The organism is Campylobacter concisus, assembly GCF_003048375.1.
GTDB classification, from domain to species: domain Bacteria; phylum Campylobacterota; class Campylobacteria; order Campylobacterales; family Campylobacteraceae; genus Campylobacter_A; species Campylobacter_A concisus_T.
Genome location: NZ_CP021642.1, coordinates 1,150,237 through 1,171,207, shown reverse-complemented (window position 1 = coordinate 1,171,207; position 20,971 = coordinate 1,150,237). Strand labels below are relative to the sequence as shown.

The following is a 20,971-nucleotide window of genomic DNA, read 5'->3' as shown; positions in this document are numbered from 1 at the left end:
TTTGCTCCTTTTAAAATTTTCTATCAAGTATCGCTGTGGCTTCGATCTCTAGCAGGCAGCCAAAGTGAAGTTTGTTTGTTGGTACTACGACGCGAGCTGGCTTGTGCTCGCCAAAAAATAGCGCATACTCGTCATCTATCTCGTCCCAAAAGTCGATATCTGGCGTATAGATGCGGCACATCAAGATGTCATTTCTTGTCGCATTTGCTAGTTTTAGCACATTATCAAGGTTTTTTAAAGCCTGTCTTGTTTGCGCCTTTAGCCCCTCTGGGATCTGCCTAGTCTTTGGGTCCATGCTAAGCTGACCTGAGATGTAGAGGATGCCGTTGTGCTCGGTCGCCAAAGAGTAGTGAGCCTTTTTCTTTTTTGAAATTTCGGTCTCATAAATTTTCATATTTTCTCCTTAAAAATTTAAAGGATTATAGATAAAAAATTATTATTACCACTTAAATTTCATAAATTTTCATAAAAAATTATATTTTTTCTTATCGAAATTTTAAAAATATTTTGGCTAAACTTAAACAAAAACAAAAGGCGCCTTATGCACCATATATTAAAGGCATTTATCCCAACGGCAAATCTCATACAAAAAAGCTCGCCATTTGCCTGCGAAGTCGTGCTACACGATCTCTCACACCCGCAGTGCTCAGTCGTATATGTAGCTGGCGACGTCACTGGCAGAAAGGTCGGACAAAGCTTTGACCATCTTGTAAGTGAGGTCTTAAATAGTAAAAATTTCAAAGACGACTACGTGGCAAACTACTTTTTTACAAAGGACGAAAAGCTGGTGAAGTCTTCAACCGCCTTTATCAGAGATGAAGCAGGCGAGATCATAGGGGCGATATGCGTAAATGTCGATGCGAGCGTGGCAAAGAGCCTTTTTGAAATGGCTGGGAATTTCTTAAAGACGAGTGAAAATGAGCCAAAGAGCGAGCAAAATGACGATGTGATGCAGATAGTTTTAAATTTAATCGACAAAATCATCGCCAAAAACGAGGGTAAGAAGCTTAAAAAAGAGCAAAAGCTAGAGCTCGTTGGCTTTATGAACGAAAAGGGCATTTTTAACATAAAGGGCGCTATCGAGGTCGTGGCAGCCAAGCTAAACGTCTCAAAGATCACGATATATGGCTATTTAGACCAGCTTAAAAAGAAGCGCCCGTGAAGTGTAGGTGTGCTCACTGCAAGCAAAGCTTTGATGAAAGCGCTATGATAGAGGCTAAAGGCGGGCTTAAGTTTTGTTGCGTCGGCTGCAAAGGCGTCTATGAAATTTTAAATGAAAATGGCCTTGGCGAGTTTTATGAACGACTTGGCAAAAACACGCTAAATCCTGCTAATAGCGGCGCAAATGTCAAAAATTTAGCGGCAAATTTTAGCGAGCTAGTGACAAAAGAGGGCGAGTTTTCTAAAATTTCGCTTCTCATTGACGGCATCACCTGCTCAGCGTGCATCTGGCTGCTTGAAAAGGCGCTTTTTAGCCTACCTGGTATCTTGGAGGTAAATATCAACTCGCTTAGCCAAAAGGCAGTCATCGTTTACGATGAGCAAGAGCTTTTGGTGGAGCAGATAATCGAGAAAATTTACGCCGTTGGCTACACTCCAAAGGCCTACGCAGCGAGCCAAAAAGAGGACGAGCTAGTCAAAAAAAGGCGAAATTTCTACGCAAAAGCGCTTGTTGGCGTCTTTGCCACGATGAATATCATGTGGCTGGCGATCGCGCAGTATGGTGGCTACTTTAGCGGTATCAGAAGCGACGTGAAAGACCTGCTAAGCTTCGCGCAGTTTGTGCTGGCAACGCCTGTGCTTTTTTACACTGGTAGCGAGTTTTTCAAGGGGGCAAAGATCGCCATTAAAAACGCCTCGCCAAATATGGACCTGCTCGTTATCACGGGGGCTAGCATAACCTATATCTACTCGGTTTTTGCGATGCTTACAAGAAGCGGCGAGAGCTATTTTGACTCGGTTGCGATGATCATAACCTTTGTTTTTATCGGTAAATTTTTAGAAATTTTAGGCAAGAAAAAGGCACTTGAGACTTCAAATTTTTTAAGCGATATGTTGCTTGCAAAGGTGTGCGTTTTAGAGGACGGCAAGGACATTTTAAAAGAGCCAAAGGATGTAAATTTAGGCGAAAAGATCGTGCTTAGATCAGGCGAGAGGGCGCTACTTGATGGGGTGGTGCTTAGTGGCGAGGCAAGCGTGGATAGCTCAAGCTTAACAGGCGAAAGTTTGCCACTTTTGCTAAGCTGTGGAGACGAGGTTAAAAGTGGCGTTGTCTGTCTAAACGGGCAGATCGTCTATGAGGCAGGGCAAATTTTTAAAAAACTCATATCTTAATAAGCTTATAAATTTACTCCAAAACGCAGAGCTAAAAAAGCCAAATATCGAGCTAGCAGTCAATAAAATCGCCTCGAAATTCTCTCTTGGCGTGCTAACTCTAGCATTTTTTACATTTTGGTTTTGGTATTTTAAATTTAGCTTTTCAGAAGCGGTAGTGACAGCCGTGAGCGTCATCGTGATCGCTTGCCCTTGTGCGCTTGCCCTTGCCACGCCAGTTAGCAGCGTCTGCGCCCTTGGGGTTGCCTTTAAAAACAAGGTGCTTTTTAAGGAGGCTAAATTTTTTGAAAGCCTTGCAAAGTGCGACGTGGCGGTCTTTGACAAAACTGGGACGCTCACAAAGGCTAAATTTGAAGTTGGCGAGTTTTTTATAAAAGATGGCGCGAGTATAGATAAAATTTACTCGCTTTGTCTCATCTCAAACCACCAAATAAGCGTGGCAGTGGCTGAGCTTTTAAAGCAAAAAGGCGCAAAAAAAGTTGAGCTTGAAAATGCAAATTTAAGCGTGGCAAAGGGAGTTAGCGCTGATATTATTGGTGAGCATTTTGTGGCTGGAAGTAGGCGCTTTTTGGCTGAAAATGGGGTGAAATTTGATGAGAGCGAAGAAAATGTGAGCTTTTTTGTTGGCAAGCAGGGCGAGCTGGTGGCTAAATTTTACCTAAAAGATAGCGTAAAGCCCGAAGCAAAGGCGCTTATGAACGAGCTAAAGAGCGCTGGTATGAGTGTGTGTATCCTAAGTGGCGACGTGCAAAATGTGGTAAAAAATGTGGCAGATGAGCTTGGCGTGAGCGAGTTTGGAGCAGGGATGCTGCCTGATGAAAAGGCTAAATTTATAGCTGGTCTTAAGCAGCAGGGCAAAAAGGTGCTGATGGTGGGGGACGGCATAAACGACGCAGCTGCGCTTAGCCTTGCTCACGTGGCTATTTGCATGGGAAGTGGCGCGGCGGTGAGCTTAGAAAAAAGCGACGTGGTGCTACTTGATGATAGCCTGCAAAGCCTTGCAAAAGCGGTGAAAATTTCAAAATTTACTTATAAAACGATAAAGCAAAATTTGCTCTTTTGCCTGCTTTATAACGCCCTTAGCCTGCCATTTGCCGTGTGTGGCTACGTCATGCCGCTATTTGCTGCGCTTTTCATGTCGGCAAGCTCGCTAAGCGTCATACTAAACTCGCTTTTTATAGTTAGAAAATTTAAGGACAAATAGTGGATACAACGACTCTTGCCATGCTTGTTTTTATCTCGGTTTTGATGGGGGCGGCCCTGCTTTTTGGCGTGCTTTGGGGGATAAAAAATAGGCAGTTTGAAGACTACCGCAAATTTTTAGACGGAGCGAATTTGGACGACGAAGACGCGCTAAATGAAGCCTATGCGCTCGAACTTCGCAAAAAAGAGGCTCTAAAAAAGAGGCTAGAAGCTAGCAAAAATGAGCATGAAAGCAAGGGCGAGCATGATGAGGCCGACAAAAAACTCTAAAACTTTCCAAGAGATGGGCCTTGCAAAAATAGGCGCTAAAAACCTAGCCAGATAGCCAAGTGCGAAGAAAAAGCAAAACGAGGCAAGGCTAGCTCCCACGCCAAATATCAAATTTTCTTCTTTAAATTTAGTCGAAACCGAGCCTATTAGGATCATGGTGTCAAGATAGACGTGAGGGTTTAGCCAGGTAAAAGCGAGCGTTAAAAGGATGTTTTTCTTTAAATTTGATCTGGCATAATCGCTGCTGGTATCCATACTAAGATCCTTAAAAAAGCACGAGTGAAAGCTCTTTAGCGCGTAAAATAGTAAAAATAAAAAGCCACCATATAGGGCGATTTGCTTGATGATGGAGAAATTTTGCACGAGGCTACCAAGCCCAAAAACTCCTGCAAAGATCAAGAGGGCGTCACTAATGGCGCAAATAAGGCAAATGATAAAGATATTTTCTCTTTTAATGCCCTGTTTTAGCACAAATGCGTTTTGCGCGCCAATGGCTAAAATGAGCGATAAAGAGGTGAAAAATCCAGATATAAATGCTTGCAAATTTATCCTTTCCGCTAAAGTTTGGCTTAAATTTAGCAAAATTTAACTTTATCATAACCATAAATTTATGCCTTTTTTTATAAAATCAGCAAATTAAAATTGCAAAAAGGAAAGCAGTTGCAAGCACTAGCCCTAAAATATCGACCAAAAAATTTTGACGAGCTCATCGGACAAGAAGCCGTAAGCAAGAGCCTAACCCACGCACTTGACGAAAACAGAGTGAGCCATGCTTATTTGTTTTCAGGCCTTAGGGGAAGCGGTAAGACATCGAGTGCTAGGATATTTGCAAAGGCTTTGGTTTGCGAGAAAGGGCCAACTTCTAGGCCTTGTGAGGTCTGTGCGCAGTGCGTGATGGCAAACGAGTCGCGCCACATGGACATCATCGAGATGGACGCAGCTAGCCACAGAAAGATCGACGACATAAGAGAGCTCATCGAGCAGACAAAATACGCTCCTACGGCTGCTAGATATAAAATTTTCATCATCGACGAAGTGCATATGCTAACAAAAGAGGCGTTTAACGCCCTTCTTAAAACGCTTGAAGAGCCGCCAAGCTATGTTAAATTTATCTTAGCAACGACCGATCCGCTAAAGCTTCCAACGACTGTGCTTTCAAGAACGCAGCATTTTAGATTTAAGCAAATAAGCAGATACGAGATCGTAAAACATCTTGAATTTATCCTTAGTAAAGAGGGCGTGAACTACGAGAGGGAGGCGCTTGAGATACTAGCTAGAAGCGGCGGCGGCTCGCTAAGAGATACGCTAACGCTTCTTGATCAAGCTATCATTTATGGCGCTGGTAATATCACAAAATCAAGCGTGGCAGCGATGCTTGGACTTCTTGATCCAAGTAGGATCGAGCAGATCATTGAGCACGTCGCAAATGCCGATAAAAACGCCATTAGGGTGCTAGTAACCGAGCTTGAGACTTATGAGCCAGAGATGATCATAGATGAAATTTTGGCAAATTTAAAGCAGAGATTTTTAGACAACGACCCAAAATTTTCGCTTCTTATATATGAGAGATTTTTTAGGATTTTGGCGCAGGCAAAGTCGATGCTAAGCGTATCAAGCGACAATGGCTTTGTGCTGATGCTTATGCTTTTTATGATGATAGAGGCGCTAAATCTGCAAGATATCGATGAAGCTATAAAGCTTGCTAAGAGCGAGCCTAGCGTGGCTATGGAGCCAAAAGCTGGCGTGAGTGAGCAAATTTTAGCCATAAAAGAAGCGCCAAAGACGCCATACGAGCAGTTTGTGGCAAAAATTTATGATAGAAGTTTTGAGCTTGGTGAAATTTTTAAAAATCACATAAGTTTTAGCTTTTTAAATGAAAATGAGCTTGGCTTAGTCGTCAATGCAACTGGCGATGATCTGGCATTTTTCAAAAAAAGCTGGGGCGTAATGCATGAAATTTTACATACAATTTTTGGTAAAAAAATAAAAATTGTAAATGCTAAGACTCAAATTCTTGCCCCAAAGCCTGAGCCACAAACTCCGCCACAAGAGCCACAGGATAAATATAGCTACCTTGATGAGGAGATCGCTAAGATAAAGGCTAGGCAGCAAGACGAGCAAAAAGATGAGCCAGCAAGCCAGCCAGCCGTAGTGCCTGAAACTAGGGTAAATGCGCTATCTCAGTCTCAAAATGACTTTGCAAAAGAGCTGATGTCGCTAAGTCAGAGCAAAAGCCCAGAGGAGCTTAAAAAACAAAGAGAAGAGGGCGTGATAAAAGAGGCAAATAGGCTCTTTGGACAGCCTGAAGTGCAAAATAGCTAGGGATTTGGCTCTTTGCAAATTTGCTTGATTTAGCGTTTTAAATTTAGCTTTTTGGCGTAAATTTATAAATAAAAGTTTTTTAATGAATTTATCTGCTGCTATCCTGACTAAATAAAATCTCAAATTTATATTACAAATTTAAAAGAGCTAGGGCTTATTAAATTTGAGCTTTTAATGATGCAGATAAATTTAAAACTCTGGCAAATTTACCCCTTGTTTGCAAAATCAAATTTAGCTCAAATTTATCTGCTATGACTATTTTTATATATAAGCTTTAAATTTCTAAATTTGCATGAGTTTTGGCTTATTAAATTTAAAATTTATTCTTGTGCGTAAAGCCAAGTTTAGCTCAAAATTTAACTATATAGATTTTATATTTTTTAAAAATTTATCTGTTGTGGTTAAAAAATTTCTAAGCGATAGAGCTTATTGGATTTAGCTCTAAATTCAATAGCCGCAGGATTTTATATTTTAAATTTGATTAAAAAAGTCTCCAAGCCCAAAATGAGCTTGGAGACTCTCTTTTTAGCAAGAGAAGCAGGTCTTAAACTCATAAGCGGTTGGGCGTGCTTCGTAAGGCCAAACCTGAGTTTCAAATTTCATGTGCTGATAAGTGTCGATGAAAAGATCGGTCATTATCGGTTTTAGGTATTCGTTATCGCGGATAAGCGCTTCAAGGCTGCCACGAAGTGTGTGTGGGAGCTGCTCTATGCCACGCTCTCTAATCTCATCAAGGTGAAGTTTAAATAAATTTTCATCCATCGGACCAACTGGCTCGTATTTGTTTTTAACGCCGTCAAGGCCCGCCATTAGCATCGCTGAGAAGGCTAGATAAGGGTTTGCTGTGCTATCTGGAAATCTCATCTCAGCCCTAACTGACTTCTCGCCAGCGCCGTAAGGTATGCGGATGCTCGCTGAGCGGTTTTGGCTCGAGTAGGTTAGGATAGATGGCGCTTCAAAGCCTGGGATTAGGCGTTTGTAGCTGTTTGTGCTTGGGTTTGTGAAGGCTGCAACGCTTCTTGCGTGTTTTAAAACGCCGCCGATGTAGTGCCTTGCAAAGTCACTTAAATTTGCGTAGTTGCCCTCTTTGTAGAATAAATTTTTGCCATCTTTCCAGACTGATTGATGCACGTGCATGCCGCTGCCGTTGTCGCCATAAAGCGGTTTTGGCATAAATGTAACTGTCTTGCCGTTTAGGTGAGCGACCATGCGAACGACGTATTTGTAAATTTGAACGTTGTCAGCAGCCTCAACTAAGTTGCCAAATTTCACGCCGATCTCGCCTTGACCTTGTGCGACCTCGTGGTGTCCTAAAAATACTTCAAGACCAACTTGCTCTAAAACTTGCATCATTTCAGCTCTTAGATCGACCATGCTGTCGATTGGCTGGGTCATCAAGTAGCCGCCTTTTCTGCGTGGGCGGTGACCTGTGTTGTAGCTATCTTTGAAGTCTGCAGCGTCGTTCCACTCGCCTTCTTCGCTATCTACTTGATACATCGCACAGTTTGGACTGTCGATGATTTTGACGTTGTCAAATACAAAAAATTCATTCTCAGGGCCAAAATATGCCTCATCGCCAAGTCCGCTATCTTTTACATATTGCATCGCTCTTTTTGCGATCGAGCGAGGGCATTTTTCATAAATTTGACCTTTGTAAATGTCGTAGATATCGCAAAAAACAACGACTGTGATATCAGAGGTAAATGGGTCCAAAAACGCAGATGTCGCTTCTGGCTTCATTATCATATCGCTCTTGTCGATAGGCTGCCAGCCATTCATCGAGCTAGCGTCCATTGGGATGCCGTTTGTGAAATTCTCTTTTGTAACAGCTTTTATGTTGTAGCTTATGCTGTGCCAAGCGCCGTTTAGATCGGTAAATCTAAAATCTACAAATTTAACTTCATTTTCTTTGCAAAAATCAAAAAAATGATCGATGTTTTGGACAAATTTTCCCATTTTTTATCTCCTTCTGGTTTTCAATTTTAGTATTGTATCACAAAATTTTATATTTAAGATTATCTTTATATTTTATTTGACCCCAAACTAAAATTTTACTAATTCTCTATCTCTATTTTTAAATATCGCACACTTTGAATATCCCAAATTTCTAGCTATCTGCTCGCAAATTTCGCCGTTTTTGCCGATATCTTCTTTGGCGTGAGCGTCTGAGCCAAAGGTGATAGGTATATCATTTTGGGCGATGAGCTCTAGTAAATTTACGCTTGGATACTGCTCGCCGATAGGTTTTCTAAAGCCAGCTGCGTTTATCTCAACTACCAAATTTGCCTCTTTTATCGCTTTTATCGCGTTTTTAGCTAGGACCCTGACATCTTTTTTAGGTAAAAATTTAAAGAGTTTTAAAAGATCGATGTGCCCCATGATGTCAAATTTACCAAGTTTGGCTGATCTTTCTATGTGGTCAAAATACTCTTGCCAAATTTGATCCAAGTCTTTGCCCTCGTAACCACCGATAAATTCAGGGTTGTCAAACGCCCAGCCATTAAAAAAATGGACAGAGCCTATTAGATAATCAACCTTTCTAGCAAAAACTCGCTCGTCCATAAAACCATCTAAAAAGTCCATCTCGTAGCCAAGTAAAATTTCTATCTCACCGCTAAATTCCTCTCTTAAACGTAAAATTTCGTCTTCGTAGCTTTGCATCTCTTCAAATTTCATCCTATAAGCTTCATCGTAGTTCATCGGTGCGTGATCGCTAAAACCAAAGTATCTTGTGCCAGCTTTTATGGCGCATCTCACAAATTCTAGTGGTTCGCCAACTGCGTGGTTGCAAAGAGGTGTGTGGTTGTGAAGATCGACGGTCATTTTTAGCCTTTTAAAGTCGTTTATTTTTCAAAAATGCTACCTAAAATTTGATAAATTTAAAGATAAACGCATGCTTTTTAAACTTTCTTTTTATTTAAATCCTATATAATCAAGGCAAATTTTATTAGGAGCTTTTATGACCCAAGAGGAACTTGACGCACTTATGGCAGGCGGATTAGAGGATGATTTAGGTGATACTAAAGATGCCAGCCAAGAGACCGCGGACGTCAAAGAGGAAACAGACGAGGTAGCAGAAGTTGCAGAGGCAATGAGTGCTAAAGCAGATGAGCCACAAGCAAAGTCAGAGAGTAGCTCAAAACAGAGCGAAAACTACAGAGTGAGTGCAGACGGCGTTTGGCCACCACCACCACCGACTGAAGACCATAAAATGGTACATCAGCTTGACGATGTGACAAGAGATAGCGAAGAGAAAGCTACTCAGATGTTTGACAAGCTTGAGACGATAAATAACTTTTTTATGGACGCTGAGAGCGACTCAAACAGCCTAAAAGACGCGATAAACTCAAACGTTGAGTTATTTACGACACTAAGTGAGAAATTTCCAAATATTGCTGCATTTAGCGAAGCTTTGGAGAACAATAACTCGCTTCTTGGCACGATCGATAATATCATCTCAAATTTACAAATGGGACAAGATGAGATCATGATGGCTATGGATATGATGCAGTATCAAGACATCCACAGACAAAAGATAGAGCGTGTTATCAACGTTATGAGGGCACTTAGCAAATATATGAATACATTGTTTGAAGGTCGTATCGATGATGATAAGCGTGTTGGCTCTGCTGTTCATATCGCTGGTGATACAACGACTGAAAACCTTGTCAGCAACGACGACATCGAAGCCTTGATAGAAAGTCTGGGTAAAAAATAGTGCTAAAAAGGCCTGAGCTTTTATCTCCAGCTGGGAATTTAACAAAACTTAAAATCGCCCTTGAGTATGGAGCCGACGCTGTTTATGGCTCGGTGGCTAGCTTTTCGCTAAGGACTAGATCGGCAAGGGAATTTAACCTTGAGACCTTCAAAGAGGCGATAGACTACACACACGAAAAGGGAAAGAAATTTTATGCGACCATAAATGCCTTCCCTTTTAACTCTCAGATAGAGTCGCTAAAAAGGCACTTACAAACCATCTCAGCGATGAAGCCAGACGCCTTTATCATCGCAACTCCAGGCGTCATGAGCCTAGCAAAAGAGATCGCTCCAGATATCGAGATACACCTCTCTACTCAGGCAAACGTTATGAACGTGCTGGATGCTAAAATTTATCACGATATGGGCGCAAAACGCATCGTCGTGGCTAGAGAGATGAATTTAAAAGATGTTATAAAGATAAAAGAGGAAATTCCAACCCTTGATATCGAAATTTTCGTCCATGGCTCGATGTGTTTTGCCTATTCTGGAAGATGTTTGGTAAGCTCAGTGCAAAGCGGACGTATGTCAAATCGTGGCAGTTGCGCAAATGACTGCAGATTTAAGTATGAACTCTACGCAAAAAACGAAGAGAGCGGCGTACTTTTCCGTCTAGAAGAGGATGAAAACGGCACTCACATCATGAATTCAAAGGATCTTTGCCTCATCTCACACATCAAAGAGATCGTTGATAGCGGTGTCATTGATAGCTTTAAGATAGAGGGTCGCACAAAGAGCGAGTACTACGCAGCTTGCACGGCAAGAGCCTATAAAATGGCGATAGATGACGCCATTGACGATAAATTTGACGCACAAATTTATGAAAATGAGATAAATACGCTGAAAAATCGAGGTTTTACGGACGGCTACTTGGTGCATAGACCTTATGAACGAACCGATACGCAAAATCACACGAGCAGCCTAGAAGAGGGCACTCATCAGGTAAATGCCATAAGTGAAGATGGTGAGTTTTTTAAATGTAAATATAAAATTTTCCCAGATAAGAGCTACGAGATCGTTGCGCCAACTGGCTCGCATATAGATGATAGTGAAAATGAAATCTCTAAGGTCTATTCGCAAGATGGCAAGAAATTTATCAAATTTAAGCAGCTCATCACCAAAAAAGGCAAGGTTATGAGCGAAATTCACAGCGGCAATGAAAATGAGATAAACCTCGGCGTTAAGCTGCCAAAATTTAGTTTTTTAAGGGAGAAAATATGAAATTTGTTTCTATTATAATGGGAAGTAAAAGTGACTATGAGATCGTTAGCGAGACGGCAAAGACTCTGGAGAAATTTGGCGTAAAATATGAACTGATAATCAGCTCAGCCCACAGAAGCCCAAAAAGAACTAGCGAATACGTCGCAAATGCCGAGAAAAAGGGCGCAAAAGTCTTTATCGCAGCTGCTGGTATGGCGGCTCACCTAGCTGGAGCGATCGCTGCAAACACAACAAAGCCAGTGATCGGCATACCAATGGCAGGATCGGCTTTAAGCGGCGTTGATGCACTTTATTCAACTGTGCAAATGCCAAGTGGTATGCCAGTGGCGACCTTGGCTATCGGCAAGGCTGGCGCAATAAATGCAGCCTATCTTGCGGTGCAAATTTTAGCCCTTGAAGATGAGGGGCTAGCAAACGCGCTAAAGGCCGACAGAGAGGCAAAGATAAAGGCTTTAGAGGAAGACTCTTCAAAGGTTGAAGTGATACTATAAAAGGAGAAGCGGTGCAGACCTATCTTGGAGTTGATGAATTTTGCAAACTTGTGCACTTGGAGCGCGAAGTTATCGAGGATATGATAAATCGTGGCGTTTTAAAAACCAAAGAGGAAAACGGAGAAATTTTGATAGAAGCGAGCGAGGGAACGATGAGCGTGGTGCCTAGTGTTTCGCAAAATTTATCCTTGCAGCCACAAAGCCAAGATGGTTTTAGCTTTGTGGAAAAGACGATTGGCACGATACTAAATTTACACGAAAAGGTGCTTGACGCAAAAGATGAGACGCTTGAGACCTTAAGAAATGAGAATAAATTTTTAAAAGAGGCGCTCATTTCGATGCAAGAGCTCTATGATGAAGATAGAAAAACGGTCGAGACGCTTACAAAACAGCTTAAAATTTCACAAGATGAAGTTGAATTTTTAAAACGAAAATACAAGCTCATGTGGAACCAAGCGGTTGAAAATTTTAACGGACAAAAGTAGTTTATGAAGATTATAAATTTAGATGATAGCTTTGAAATTTATGGAGTAAAAACTCGCACTAAAAATGAAGATGAAATGGACGGCAAGGGCAAAATTCCAGCTTTATGGTCTAAATTTATGGGCGAGCTCTATGATGGCAAGAGCGAAATTTATAGCGTTTACTGCAATTACGAAAGTGATCTTAATGGACATTACGATAACTTTATCGGCACAAGATCACGCCAAAAGGGTGATGAAAATTTAGATATACAAAGCGGAAAATACGCTCTTTTTAGCTTTGCAAATGAGCCGCAAAATGTTGCAAAATTTTGGGGTGAAATTTGGAGATATTTTGAAAGTAGTGAGCTAAAAAGAACCTATAAAACAGACTTTGAAAAATACCTAAAAGACAAAATAGAAATTTATATATCAATAAAATAAAAGGCAAAAAATGACATTTTCACAAATAATACTAACGCTTCAAAACTATTGGCAAGAGCAAGGCTGCGTCATACTTCAGCCATACGACATGCCAGCAGGTGCGGGCACATATCACCAAGCGACATTTTTAAGAAGCCTTGGACCAAAGCCATGGGCAACCGCATACGTAGCTCCAAGCCGCCGTCCGACTGATGGCAGATACGGCGAAAACCCAAACCGCCTTGGCGCTTACTATCAGTTTCAAGTACTCATAAAACCAAGCCCAGAAAATATCCAAGAGCTTTATCTAAAAAGCCTTGAAAGACTTGGTCTAAATTTGAAAAATCACGACATCCGCTTTGTCGAAGACAACTGGGAGAGCCCTACACTTGGTGCTTGGGGACTTGGCTGGGAGGTCTGGCTAGATGGCATGGAGGTTACGCAATTTACCTATTTTCAACAAGTTGGCGGCATCGCATGCGAGCTCATATCTGGCGAGATAACATACGGCCTTGAGCGCTTAGCCATGTATCTACAAGACGTAAATAGCGTCTACGACATCGTTTGGGATGACTCTAATGGCAAGATCGTAACCTACGCTGATGTGCATAAACAAGGCGAGTATGAGTGGAGCAAATATAACTTTGAAGTGGCAAATGTTGATATGCTTTTTAACCAGTTTGAAAACGCATTTAACGAGTGCAAGCGTTGCTTGGAAGCTAAAATTTCACTGCCTGCTTACGACTACTGTATGCTTGCGGCTCATACGTTTAACGTCCTTGACGCGCGCGGAGCGATAAGCGTGACGCAAAGACAAGACTACATCTTAAAAATTCGCGAGCTTGCGAAAGAGTGCGCGCTAACATATAAAGAGAGCTTAGAGCAAAAGTAAAATTTGATGAAAATAGCTGAAATTTATAAAATCTTAGATGAAATTTGCCCCTTTGCTAGCCAAGAGTCTTGGGATAATAGCGGCCTGCAAGTTGGCTCATTTGACAGCGAATTTGAGCGAATTTATCTAAGCCTTGATCTTGATAGCGAGCTTTTGCAAAATGTCTTGCCAAACTCGCTCATTATTACACACCATCCGCTCATTTTTAAGGGGCTAAAGTGCCTAGACTATAGCCTCTATCCAAGCTCGCTCATAAGAGAGATGGTGATAAAAAATATCTCGCTCATCTCGCTTCACACAAATGCCGACCTTGCATTTTTAAATGAAAAATTTGCGACGCAGGTTTTGGGGCTTGAAATTTCAAGCAAAGAGGGCTTTTTGATCTACGCTGATGTGAAGATGAAATTTGGCGAGCTTTGCAAATTTGTAAAAGAAAAACTTGGGCTAGAAAATTTAAGAGCCGTTCATGCAAAAGATGAAATTTCTAAAATTTGTATCTGCACTGGAAGCGGCGCAGATCTCATCCAAGAGGTCAAAGCAGACGCCTTTTTAACGGGTGATCTAAAGTATCACCAAGCCCTTTATGCAAAGGAAAATGGACTAAATTTGATCGACATAAATCACTATGAAAGCGAGCGTTATTTTAGTGATTTTTTAGCAAAATATTTGCAAAATCTAAAAATTGAAGTTATAATAAGCAATTCTAAAAACCCATTTACATATTGCTAACAAAAAAGGAAACATTATGAATAAATATTTGCAACAATTAGTTGAATTATCTGATCTTGACAAACAAATAGACGGCTTCACACCGCGCATACAAGAAGTAGAAAAAGCCTATAAAAGCATAGAAGAAGAGTGTGAAACTATAGCGGTTAATGCAGAAAGACTTGACGAAGAGGTAAATGATCTAAAATCACAAAAATCAGGCACAAACGCTCATATCGCAGAATTTAGTGCTAAGATCAAAGATGTGGCTAAAAAAAGCTCAAGCGCAAAAAGCGAAAAAGAGATAAAAGCACTAGGTCTTGAAGAAGATATCGCAAAAGAGCAACTTGAAGCAGCAAATGAAGAGATCGCTAGACTTGAAAAACTAATAGACAATAAAAATGCTCAAAAAGATGAGCTAAACGCTAAAAAAACAGAGCTTGAAGGAAATTTAGAAAAGATAAAAAGCGAGGTTTCATCTGAGCTTGAAAAGATCGAAAAGGAGCGCAAAGAGGTCTATGCTAAAAAAGATAAACTTGTCGCTGCGATGAACCAAAAAATCCTAGCATTTTATGAAAAAATAAGAAAATGGGCTCACAACACAGCCGTTGTGCCTGTTAAAAAACAAGCTTGTTATGGTTGCTTTATGCAGATAAATGATAAAACTTTCTCTGCGGTTGTAAAAGGCGAAGATATCGTTACTTGCCCGCATTGTGGCAGAATTTTGTATAAACAAGAACAATAACACATTTCGTGATAATAATATATTATTTTTTAGCCTCAATACTCTATTTTTTTGGGGCTATTTTTCTACTTTTGTTAAGTTTCAAAAAAAAATACCATAGATCGATCCCGGCACGTTTTTTTCTCTTTAATAATCCTAAATTTAAAGACGCGGATGTGCATTTTCACGCTTGCTCATTTGGCGAGGTGCAAGCGCTTAAGCCTTTGATGCAAAAATTTGATAGCAAAGCCATAAGCGTGGTGACAAATACGGGCTTTGAAGCAGCAAGTAAAATTTGTGCTAACACAAGATTTTTGCCATTTGAAATTTTCTTGCCATTTTGGCTAAAAAAGAGCAAAATTTTAGTCATTTTTGAGGCTGAGCTTTGGCTCATGCTAGTTTTCATGGCGAAGCTAAAAGGCAGTCGAGTGATACTCATAAATGCAAGAATTTCAGATAGAAGTTACAAAAGCTACTTGATATTTGGCTTTTTTTACAGATATCTTTTTAAATTTATAGATAAAATTTACGCCCAAAGCGAGCTTGATAAAGAGCGGCTAAAGTCGCTTGGAGCAGGCGAAATAGAGGTCGTTGGCAACATAAAAGCTGCGTTTTTACCAAGTGTAAGCAAAATTTATGAAAAGCCAAAAGTTAGAGTGATCGTGCTAGCAAGCACACATACTGGCGAAGAAGAGATGATTTTAGATAATTTAAATTTAAAAGAAAACGATCTTTTAATCATCGCACCACGCCACCCTGAGAGATTTGCTGAAGTGGAAAAGCTAGCGAGCGATTACGCTAAAAAGTATGACTTTAGCTTTGCTAAATTTAGCCAAAAGCATAAATTTGAAGCTAAAGTAAATTTGCTTGATACTTTAGGCGAGCTTGTAAATATCTATGCTATTAGCGATGTAGTCGTACTTGGAGGCAGTTTTGTGCCAAATATCGGTGGGCACAATCCAATCGAGTGCGCACAATTTAGCCCAGTGATAATTAGCGGCGAGTTTATATTTAATCAAAAGACGCTATTTGGCCTAGTTGAAAACATCTACATCGCAAAAGCAAGCGAGATCGGTGACATAATAGATAGTGACGCCAAAAAGAGCAAGATCGCCGTGCAAGCAAGCGCTGATGCGATCATAGAAGATATAAGGAGCACTTTATGAGTGAAGAAAAAGCGTATAAAATTTTAGCCAAACAAAAAAATATCTCAAACAACGAGGCAAAGGAGCTAATCGACAGCGGGCTAGTCTATGCCAAGGGACAAAAAGTGATGATCGCTCGTGCGCTAATGAGCGAAAATACTAAATTTAGCGTCGAAGAGATGCCAAAGCCAAGCATTATCTTTGAAGATGAAAATTTAATAGCCATTAACAAACCAGCTGCCATAACTAGCGAAAAAATTAGTCAAATTTATAAATTTCCACTCCTTCACAGGCTCGATAAAGACACAAGCGGCGTGCTGCTTCTTGTAAAAAATGACGAATTTGCGAGCCTTGCCATAAATGAGTTTAAAAAGATGAAGGTTGAGAAAATTTACGTGGCAGCAGTTAGGGGCATCATGAGCGAGGAGGTCGTCGTAAATGAGCCGATCTTAACGATAAAAAATAAAAATGGCGCCTTCTCAAAGATCTCAAAAGATGGCAAAGAGGCGATCAGTGAAATCTCACCGCTCATGGTTGTGGGCAAAAAAACGCTGGTAAAAGTTGCCATAAAAACAGGTAGGACGCATCAGATAAGAGTGCATTTGGCTAGCTTAAATTTACCTATCGTTGGCGATGAGAAATACGGCAAAAATAGGGCAAATAGAATGTTTTTGCATGCCTATTCTATCGCTCTTTTAAACTATAAATTTAAAGCGCCGATCCCAAGAGAATTTAACTCTCTTGGATTTGAGCTATCTAATAAATTTGAAATTTAAAGAGCAATAAAGAAATTATTTAGTAATATACGCCCTTTAATAACAACTTACGAAAGGTGATTAGTGTTCGAACAAATTAGCGAGTCTTTTAGATTAGCTGTTAGCAAGATACGTTTTGTAGATGACGAAAAAGCTCTAAAAAACGCACTTGACGTGCTCAAAAAAGCTCTTTTAAAAGCTGATGTTCACCACAAAGTCACTAAAGATCTACTCGCGTCTATCGAAAGCGAACTAAAGCAAACTGGCGTTGGTCAAAAGAATTTCTTAGATGCGATCAAGTCAAATTTAACTACTATCTTAACAGCTCCTGGCAACCAAGGCTTTGTCTATGCACCAGTTGCACCGACCATTGTTTTGATGGCTGGCTTGCAAGGTAGCGGTAAAACAACGACAACTATCAAGCTTGCAAACTATCTAAAGCTAAGAAAGAAAAAAGTTTTAGTTGCGGCTTGCGACTTGCAAAGATTAGCAGCGGTTGAGCAGCTAAAACAGCTCTGCGTTGCAAATGATATCGATCTTTTTTATATAGAAAATGAAAACAACCCTATAAAAGTAGCAAAAGAAGCACTAGAAAAAGCAAAAAGCGGCCTTTATGACGTGCTTTTAGTGGATACTGCTGGTCGTCTTGCGATCGATGAAAAGTTGATGCAAGAGATAAAAGATGTAAAAAATGCGATAAATCCACATGAAATTTTCTACGTAGCTGACGCTATGAGCGGACAAGATGCCGTAAAGACAGCTACAAGTTTTAATGAAATTTTGGGAATTTCTGGAGTTATCCTTTCTAAATTTGACTCTGACTCAAAGGGCGGCGTAGCTATTAGTATCGCAAAACAGCTAAATATCCCACTTAGATTTGTTGGTACTGGCGAGAAAGTAGCTGATATCGAGAGCTTTATACCAGACCGTATCGTAAGCCGTATAATGGGCGAGGGCGACCTAGCTACTTTGGTAGAGAAAACATCGACTATTATCGATGAAAAAGAGGCAAAACGTCTAAATCAAAAGATAAAAAAAGGTCAATTTAACTTTAATGACTTTTTGGATCAAATGGAAAGCGTTAAAAAACTTGGTAGTATGAAATCTTTGATGGGGATGATACCTGGACTTTCAAATATTGCAAATCAGATAAAAGATATAGACCTTGATAATTCAAAAGAAATTTTGCATATTAAGGCTATGATAAACTCTATGACGCAAAAAGAGCGTGAAAATCCAGACCTTTTAAACAATAGTAGAAAAAGGCGTTTGGCAGCTGGCTCTGGACTATCTCAAGTAGAGGTAAATCGCTTTTTAAAGCAGTTTGAAAATGCTTCAAAGCTTGCTAAGAAATTTTCAGGAAAGGGCGGAGCAAAGGGACTTGCAAATATGCTTTCACAAGCAAATTTAAAAAGACCTGTTTGATAAAAGGGTTTAAATTTGGATATTTGTTATCTAAATTTAAGCTTTATTTAAAAACAAGAGGAGAATATAATATGGCAACAGTAGTAAGACTAACAAGAATGGGACGCAAAAAAAGACCTTTTTATCGTATAGTTGTTACAGATAGCAGAAAAAGACGCGATAGCGGTTGGATAGAGAGCATTGGTTATTACAACCCTATGGTTGAGCCAAATGTTATAAATTTCAACAAAGAGAGATTGGATTACTGGAAAAGTGTCGGTGCTAAACTTAGCGACAGAGTTGCACAAATTACAAAATAATGGTTGAAAATTTTTTATACGAATACGCCAAGCTTATAGCTGATTTTCCTGAAAAGGTGACTATTGAGCGTCAAGAGCTTGGTGAAAATTTTGTCGAGATCATTATAAGTGCTGATAAGGTTGATACTGGAAAGCTTATCGGTAAAGACGGCAAAATGATAAATGCTATAAAGACCGTTATTATTGGCTGTAAAGCCAAAGACAATACAAGTTATAGAGTAACGGTAAAAGCTATTGAATAGTGATATTGTTGAAGTCGCTACCATCGGTAGATGTGTTGGTTTAAAGGGCTATTTAAAGCTTCACAACAAGAGCGACTTCCCAGAGCAATTTAAAAAGGGCGCGACTTTTTTTGATAAAAACAATGATCAGCTCATCATAAAAGATTATAACAGATCAAAAGAGCTGGTTTTGTTTGAAAATTTTGATGACTTAGACTTAGCTAAAACACTTGTAAACAAAACTATTTATACTACAAAAGAGCTCACCAGAAAAAACTGCAAACTAAAAAAAGATGAATTTTTTCAGTTTGATATTGTTGGCTTAAAAGTTGTAGAAAATGGTGAAATTTTGGGTGTCGTAGAAGATATCCAAGATAATTTTGCAAATTCACTTTTATACATAAAAACTGATGAAGAGCTTATCGCAGGTGGTAAACCAAAGAATTTCTACATTCCATATTTGGAGCGCTTTATTGAAAGCGTAAATTTGGATAGTGGAGAGATTTTAGTAAAAGGCGCTAGAGATATCTTAGAAAATTCATGAAATTTACGTTTATTACACTTTTTGAAAATTTAGTCAAACCTTACTTTTGTGATTCTATTTTAAAACGTGCGATTAGTAATAAATTTATTGAAATTGATTTTATAAATCCAAGAAATTTTACCAACGATAAGCACAATAAAGTTGATGATTATATGATTGGAGGTGGAGCAGGGCTCTTGATGTTTCCACAGCCTTTAGATGAGTCGATCAAACTTCTAAAAGAAAAAGACAAAAATACCCATGTTATTTTTTTAACGCCAGCTGGTAAAAAATTTAGTCAAAATGACGCAAAAAGACTCTCTAAAAAAGATCATATTTGTTTTGTCTGCAGTAGATATGAAGGTCTTGATGAGAGGGTTATTGAGCTTTGGGCGGACGAAGTTTTTTGTATAGGTGATTTTATTTTAACTGGCGGAGAGCTGCCTGCACTTTGTATGAGTGACGCAATATCAAGAAATGTGCCCGGAGTTTTAGGAAACGACATGAGCCTTGAAGTGGAGAGTTTTGAAGATAATTTGCTTGAAGCCCCATCTTTTACAAAACCTGATAATTTTAAATCCATCTTTGTGGTTTCAGAGTTTTTAAAGGGTAATCATGCTAAAATCCACAACTTAAAAAACAAGATGGCTCACTGCAAAACAAGGTACTTTCGCCCTGATTTATATCAAAAGCTAAAGCCACATAAATAAGGAAAAACATGAGAAATAAATACATTGAAGCGTTTGAAAATGCTCAAATTGTTGGTAAGAATATCCCTGACTTCCGTGCAGGAGATACATTGCGTGTGGCTACTCGTATTCACGAGGGAGACAAAACGAGAATTCAAAATTTTGAAGGCATTTGTATAGCTAGACGTGGTAGCGGCACTGGTGAAACATTTATCATCAGAAAAATCGGCGCTAACAGTGTTGGTGTTGAGAGAATTTTCCCGATATTTAGCGATTCTATCGAAGAGATAAAGGTTCTTAGAAAAGGTCGTGTTAGAAGAGCTAAGCTATTCTATCTACGCGAACTACGCGGTAAAGCAGCTAAGATCCGCGAACTTAGAAAATAAAGCTTTTTCCCTGAAATTTTTCAGGGATTCTCTCCTATAAACTATATTTAAAATCATTTTTATATTACTTCATATTTATACTTCATTAATCACTCTTTGCTAGAATTTTACCTCAAATTTACTTTTAAGGAATGGAAATGAAAAAAATTTTGATTTCACTTGCAGCTATTGCGTCTTTGGCTATGGCAGCAATCAATCTAAACACAGCTACAAAAGAGGAACTTATGAGTCTTGATGGTATCGGCAGTGCAAAAGCAGATGCTATCATCGAGTATAGAAAAGCAAATAAATTTAACTCAATCGACGATCTCAAAAATGTAAATGGCATCGGCGATAAAACTTTTGATAACCTAAAAGGTGAAATTTCTACTACTGGCAAGAGCGAAGTAAGCGAAAAAGCAAAAGCTAGTAAGAAGAAAATGGATGAGGTAAAAGACGAGATGAAAGATAAAATCTCTGATAAAAAAGATAAATTTAAAAAGAAGGCTTCTAAAACTAAAGAAGAGCTAACTTCTAGCAAAGAAGATGAAACTAGTATGGGTGAAAAAGCAAAAGATGAAAAAGACAAAGTTGTTGACAAAGTAAAAGAAAAGAAAGAAAAAGCTGCTTCAAAAGCTAAATCTAAAAAAGAAAAACTTAAAGAAAAACTAGAGAAATAAAACATTTTAAAACCTGCTTGTCTTTACAAGTGGGTTTTATAAATTCATATATTTTTTGTTTTAA

26 protein-coding genes are annotated in these 20,971 nt (G+C 39.4%); 22 read left to right on the top strand and 4 right to left on the bottom strand.

All coding sequences use genetic code 11. The features are described 5' to 3' along the window. Positions 1-10: 10 nt before the first annotated feature. On the bottom strand, positions 11-394 hold the full coding sequence (locus CCS77_RS05810) for a RidA family protein (protein WP_107916845.1): 384 nt from the start codon (positions 392-394) through the stop codon (positions 11-13). A 147-nt stretch (positions 395-541) separates the two neighbouring features. On the opposite strand from CCS77_RS05810, the gene CCS77_RS05805 reads away from it, so the two are divergent. The 4 genes from CCS77_RS05805 to ccoS are packed head-to-tail and all read left to right on the top strand — an operon-like array spanning position 542 to position 3,807. Then, positions 542-1,162 carry a helix-turn-helix transcriptional regulator gene (locus CCS77_RS05805; protein WP_107916844.1) on the top strand — a complete coding sequence of 207 codons (621 nt, stop codon included), beginning with the start codon at positions 542-544 and terminating at the stop codon, positions 1,160-1,162. Further along, on the top strand, positions 1,159-2,334 hold the full coding sequence (locus tag CCS77_RS10700) for a heavy metal translocating P-type ATPase metal-binding domain-containing protein (RefSeq protein ID WP_250645217.1): 1,176 nt from the start codon (positions 1,159-1,161) through the stop codon (positions 2,332-2,334). Before CCS77_RS05805 ends, CCS77_RS10700 begins: the two co-directional genes overlap by 4 nt. Then, the gene (locus CCS77_RS10695; protein ID WP_250645216.1) at positions 2,297-3,538 is read left to right on the top strand and encodes a heavy metal translocating P-type ATPase; all 1,242 of its coding nucleotides are present in this window, start codon (positions 2,297-2,299) and stop codon (positions 3,536-3,538) included. The genes CCS77_RS10700 and CCS77_RS10695 overlap by 38 nt, the downstream gene beginning before the upstream one ends. Beyond that, entirely contained in the window at positions 3,538-3,807 is a 270-nt protein-coding gene (ccoS, locus tag CCS77_RS05795) for a cbb3-type cytochrome oxidase assembly protein CcoS (RefSeq protein WP_087580846.1), read from the top strand. Before CCS77_RS10695 ends, ccoS begins: the two co-directional genes overlap by 1 nt. Here the strand turns inward: ccoS and CCS77_RS05790 are convergent. Next, positions 3,742-4,350: a LysE/ArgO family amino acid transporter gene (locus tag CCS77_RS05790; protein WP_236635245.1), complete on the bottom strand. Its 609-nt coding sequence runs from the start codon at positions 4,348-4,350 to the stop codon at positions 3,742-3,744. The genes ccoS and CCS77_RS05790 overlap by 66 nt on opposite strands. 117 nt (positions 4,351-4,467) lie before the next feature. Between CCS77_RS05790 and CCS77_RS05785 the strand changes: the two genes are divergently transcribed. Continuing rightward, positions 4,468-6,129, top strand: a complete 1,662-nt coding sequence (locus CCS77_RS05785; protein WP_107916842.1) for a DNA polymerase III subunit gamma/tau — start codon at positions 4,468-4,470, stop codon at positions 6,127-6,129. 525 nt (positions 6,130-6,654) lie between these two features. On the opposite strand, the gene glnA is transcribed toward CCS77_RS05785, so the two are convergent. After that, positions 6,655-8,085: a type I glutamate--ammonia ligase gene (gene glnA / locus CCS77_RS05780; RefSeq protein ID WP_103587267.1), complete on the bottom strand. Its 1,431-nt coding sequence runs from the start codon at positions 8,083-8,085 to the stop codon at positions 6,655-6,657. A gap of 87 nt (positions 8,086-8,172) precedes the next feature. Further along, positions 8,173-8,952: a histidinol-phosphatase gene (locus CCS77_RS05775; RefSeq protein ID WP_107916841.1), complete on the bottom strand. Its 780-nt coding sequence runs from the start codon at positions 8,950-8,952 to the stop codon at positions 8,173-8,175. 136 nt (positions 8,953-9,088) lie between these two features. Here CCS77_RS05775 and CCS77_RS05770 point away from each other — a divergent pair, with 136 nt between their 5' ends. The 17 genes from CCS77_RS05770 (at position 9,089) to CCS77_RS10870 (ending at position 20,907) form a co-directional block, all read left to right on the top strand. Next, a complete protein-coding gene (locus CCS77_RS05770; protein ID WP_107916840.1) occupies positions 9,089-9,847 on the top strand; it encodes a chemotaxis protein in 759 nt (252 codons plus the stop codon). Next, the gene (locus CCS77_RS05765; RefSeq protein WP_107916839.1) at positions 9,847-11,106 is read left to right on the top strand and encodes a peptidase U32 family protein; all 1,260 of its coding nucleotides are present in this window, start codon (positions 9,847-9,849) and stop codon (positions 11,104-11,106) included. The genes CCS77_RS05770 and CCS77_RS05765 overlap by 1 nt, the downstream gene beginning before the upstream one ends. After that, positions 11,103-11,597 (top strand): 5-(carboxyamino)imidazole ribonucleotide mutase, encoded by a 495-nt coding sequence (purE, locus tag CCS77_RS05760; RefSeq protein WP_021085555.1) that lies wholly within the window; start codon positions 11,103-11,105, stop codon positions 11,595-11,597. Before CCS77_RS05765 ends, purE begins: the two co-directional genes overlap by 4 nt. Before the next feature lie 11 nt (positions 11,598-11,608). Beyond that, positions 11,609-12,082 (top strand): DUF3972 domain-containing protein, encoded by a 474-nt coding sequence (locus CCS77_RS05755; protein ID WP_002942132.1) that lies wholly within the window; start codon positions 11,609-11,611, stop codon positions 12,080-12,082. 3 nt (positions 12,083-12,085) lie between these two features. Then, positions 12,086-12,502, top strand: a complete 417-nt coding sequence (locus CCS77_RS05750; RefSeq protein WP_107916838.1) for a GyrI-like domain-containing protein — start codon at positions 12,086-12,088, stop codon at positions 12,500-12,502. 10 nt (positions 12,503-12,512) lie between these two features. Beyond that, positions 12,513-13,373, top strand: a complete 861-nt coding sequence (gene glyQ, locus CCS77_RS05745; protein WP_107916837.1) for a glycine--tRNA ligase subunit alpha — start codon at positions 12,513-12,515, stop codon at positions 13,371-13,373. Between the two features lie 6 nt (positions 13,374-13,379). Then, entirely contained in the window at positions 13,380-14,102 is a 723-nt protein-coding gene (locus CCS77_RS05740) for a Nif3-like dinuclear metal center hexameric protein (RefSeq protein WP_107916836.1), read from the top strand. Between the two features lie 16 nt (positions 14,103-14,118). Next, on the top strand, positions 14,119-14,826 hold the full coding sequence (locus CCS77_RS05735; RefSeq protein WP_103634791.1) for a zinc ribbon domain-containing protein: 708 nt from the start codon (positions 14,119-14,121) through the stop codon (positions 14,824-14,826). A gap of 8 nt (positions 14,827-14,834) precedes the next feature. After that, positions 14,835-15,971: a lipid IV(A) 3-deoxy-D-manno-octulosonic acid transferase gene (waaA, locus tag CCS77_RS05730; RefSeq protein ID WP_107916835.1), complete on the top strand. Its 1,137-nt coding sequence runs from the start codon at positions 14,835-14,837 to the stop codon at positions 15,969-15,971. Next, positions 15,968-16,726 carry an RluA family pseudouridine synthase gene (locus tag CCS77_RS05725; RefSeq protein ID WP_107916834.1) on the top strand — a complete coding sequence of 253 codons (759 nt, stop codon included), beginning with the start codon at positions 15,968-15,970 and terminating at the stop codon, positions 16,724-16,726. The genes waaA and CCS77_RS05725 overlap by 4 nt, the downstream gene beginning before the upstream one ends. A 63-nt stretch (positions 16,727-16,789) precedes the next feature. Then, positions 16,790-18,130: a signal recognition particle protein gene (ffh, locus tag CCS77_RS05720; protein ID WP_107847865.1), complete on the top strand. Its 1,341-nt coding sequence runs from the start codon at positions 16,790-16,792 to the stop codon at positions 18,128-18,130. A gap of 71 nt (positions 18,131-18,201) precedes the next feature. Further along, the gene (gene rpsP, locus CCS77_RS05715; RefSeq protein ID WP_009293992.1) at positions 18,202-18,429 is read left to right on the top strand and encodes a 30S ribosomal protein S16; all 228 of its coding nucleotides are present in this window, start codon (positions 18,202-18,204) and stop codon (positions 18,427-18,429) included. Next, positions 18,429-18,671 carry a KH domain-containing protein gene (locus tag CCS77_RS05710; RefSeq protein WP_009293991.1) on the top strand — a complete coding sequence of 81 codons (243 nt, stop codon included), beginning with the start codon at positions 18,429-18,431 and terminating at the stop codon, positions 18,669-18,671. The genes rpsP and CCS77_RS05710 overlap by 1 nt, the downstream gene beginning before the upstream one ends. Beyond that, positions 18,664-19,194 carry a ribosome maturation factor RimM gene (rimM, locus tag CCS77_RS05705; RefSeq protein WP_107916833.1) on the top strand — a complete coding sequence of 177 codons (531 nt, stop codon included), beginning with the start codon at positions 18,664-18,666 and terminating at the stop codon, positions 19,192-19,194. The genes CCS77_RS05710 and rimM overlap by 8 nt, the downstream gene beginning before the upstream one ends. Continuing rightward, positions 19,191-19,883: a tRNA (guanosine(37)-N1)-methyltransferase TrmD gene (gene trmD / locus CCS77_RS05700; protein WP_107916832.1), complete on the top strand. Its 693-nt coding sequence runs from the start codon at positions 19,191-19,193 to the stop codon at positions 19,881-19,883. Before rimM ends, trmD begins: the two co-directional genes overlap by 4 nt. Positions 19,884-19,891: 8 nt before the next feature. After that, the gene (gene rplS / locus CCS77_RS05695; protein WP_107916831.1) at positions 19,892-20,248 is read left to right on the top strand and encodes a 50S ribosomal protein L19; all 357 of its coding nucleotides are present in this window, start codon (positions 19,892-19,894) and stop codon (positions 20,246-20,248) included. 137 nt (positions 20,249-20,385) lie between these two features. Next, the gene (locus CCS77_RS10870) at positions 20,386-20,907 is read left to right on the top strand and encodes a ComEA family DNA-binding protein (protein ID WP_107916830.1); all 522 of its coding nucleotides are present in this window, start codon (positions 20,386-20,388) and stop codon (positions 20,905-20,907) included. Positions 20,908-20,971: the final 64 nt, after the last annotated feature.

Coding starts and splice junctions, on each gene's coding strand:
- CCS77_RS05810 (WP_107916845.1), bottom strand. CDS start 394: ATGAAAATTTATGAGACCGAAATTTCAAAAAAGAAAAAGGCTCACTAC.
- purE (WP_021085555.1), top strand. CDS start 11,103: ATGAAATTTGTTTCTATTATAATGGGAAGTAAAAGTGACTATGAGATC.
- CCS77_RS05805 (WP_107916844.1), top strand. CDS start 542: ATGCACCATATATTAAAGGCATTTATCCCAACGGCAAATCTCATACAA.
- rplS (WP_107916831.1), top strand. CDS start 19,892: ATGAGAAATAAATACATTGAAGCGTTTGAAAATGCTCAAATTGTTGGT.
- CCS77_RS10870 (WP_107916830.1), top strand. CDS start 20,386: ATGAAAAAAATTTTGATTTCACTTGCAGCTATTGCGTCTTTGGCTATG.
- CCS77_RS05750 (WP_107916838.1), top strand. CDS start 12,086: ATGAAGATTATAAATTTAGATGATAGCTTTGAAATTTATGGAGTAAAA.
- rpsP (WP_009293992.1), top strand. CDS start 18,202: ATGGCAACAGTAGTAAGACTAACAAGAATGGGACGCAAAAAAAGACCT.
- CCS77_RS10695 (WP_250645216.1), top strand. CDS start 2,297: ATGAGGCAGGGCAAATTTTTAAAAAACTCATATCTTAATAAGCTTATA.
- CCS77_RS05710 (WP_009293991.1), top strand. CDS start 18,429: ATGGTTGAAAATTTTTTATACGAATACGCCAAGCTTATAGCTGATTTT.
- glnA (WP_103587267.1), bottom strand. CDS start 8,085: ATGGGAAAATTTGTCCAAAACATCGATCATTTTTTTGATTTTTGCAAA.
- CCS77_RS05735 (WP_103634791.1), top strand. CDS start 14,119: ATGAATAAATATTTGCAACAATTAGTTGAATTATCTGATCTTGACAAA.
- CCS77_RS05770 (WP_107916840.1), top strand. CDS start 9,089: ATGACCCAAGAGGAACTTGACGCACTTATGGCAGGCGGATTAGAGGAT.
- glyQ (WP_107916837.1), top strand. CDS start 12,513: ATGACATTTTCACAAATAATACTAACGCTTCAAAACTATTGGCAAGAG.
- CCS77_RS05725 (WP_107916834.1), top strand. CDS start 15,968: ATGAGTGAAGAAAAAGCGTATAAAATTTTAGCCAAACAAAAAAATATC.
- trmD (WP_107916832.1), top strand. CDS start 19,191: ATGAAATTTACGTTTATTACACTTTTTGAAAATTTAGTCAAACCTTAC.
- CCS77_RS05740 (WP_107916836.1), top strand. CDS start 13,380: ATGAAAATAGCTGAAATTTATAAAATCTTAGATGAAATTTGCCCCTTT.
- CCS77_RS05775 (WP_107916841.1), bottom strand. CDS start 8,952: ATGACCGTCGATCTTCACAACCACACACCTCTTTGCAACCACGCAGTT.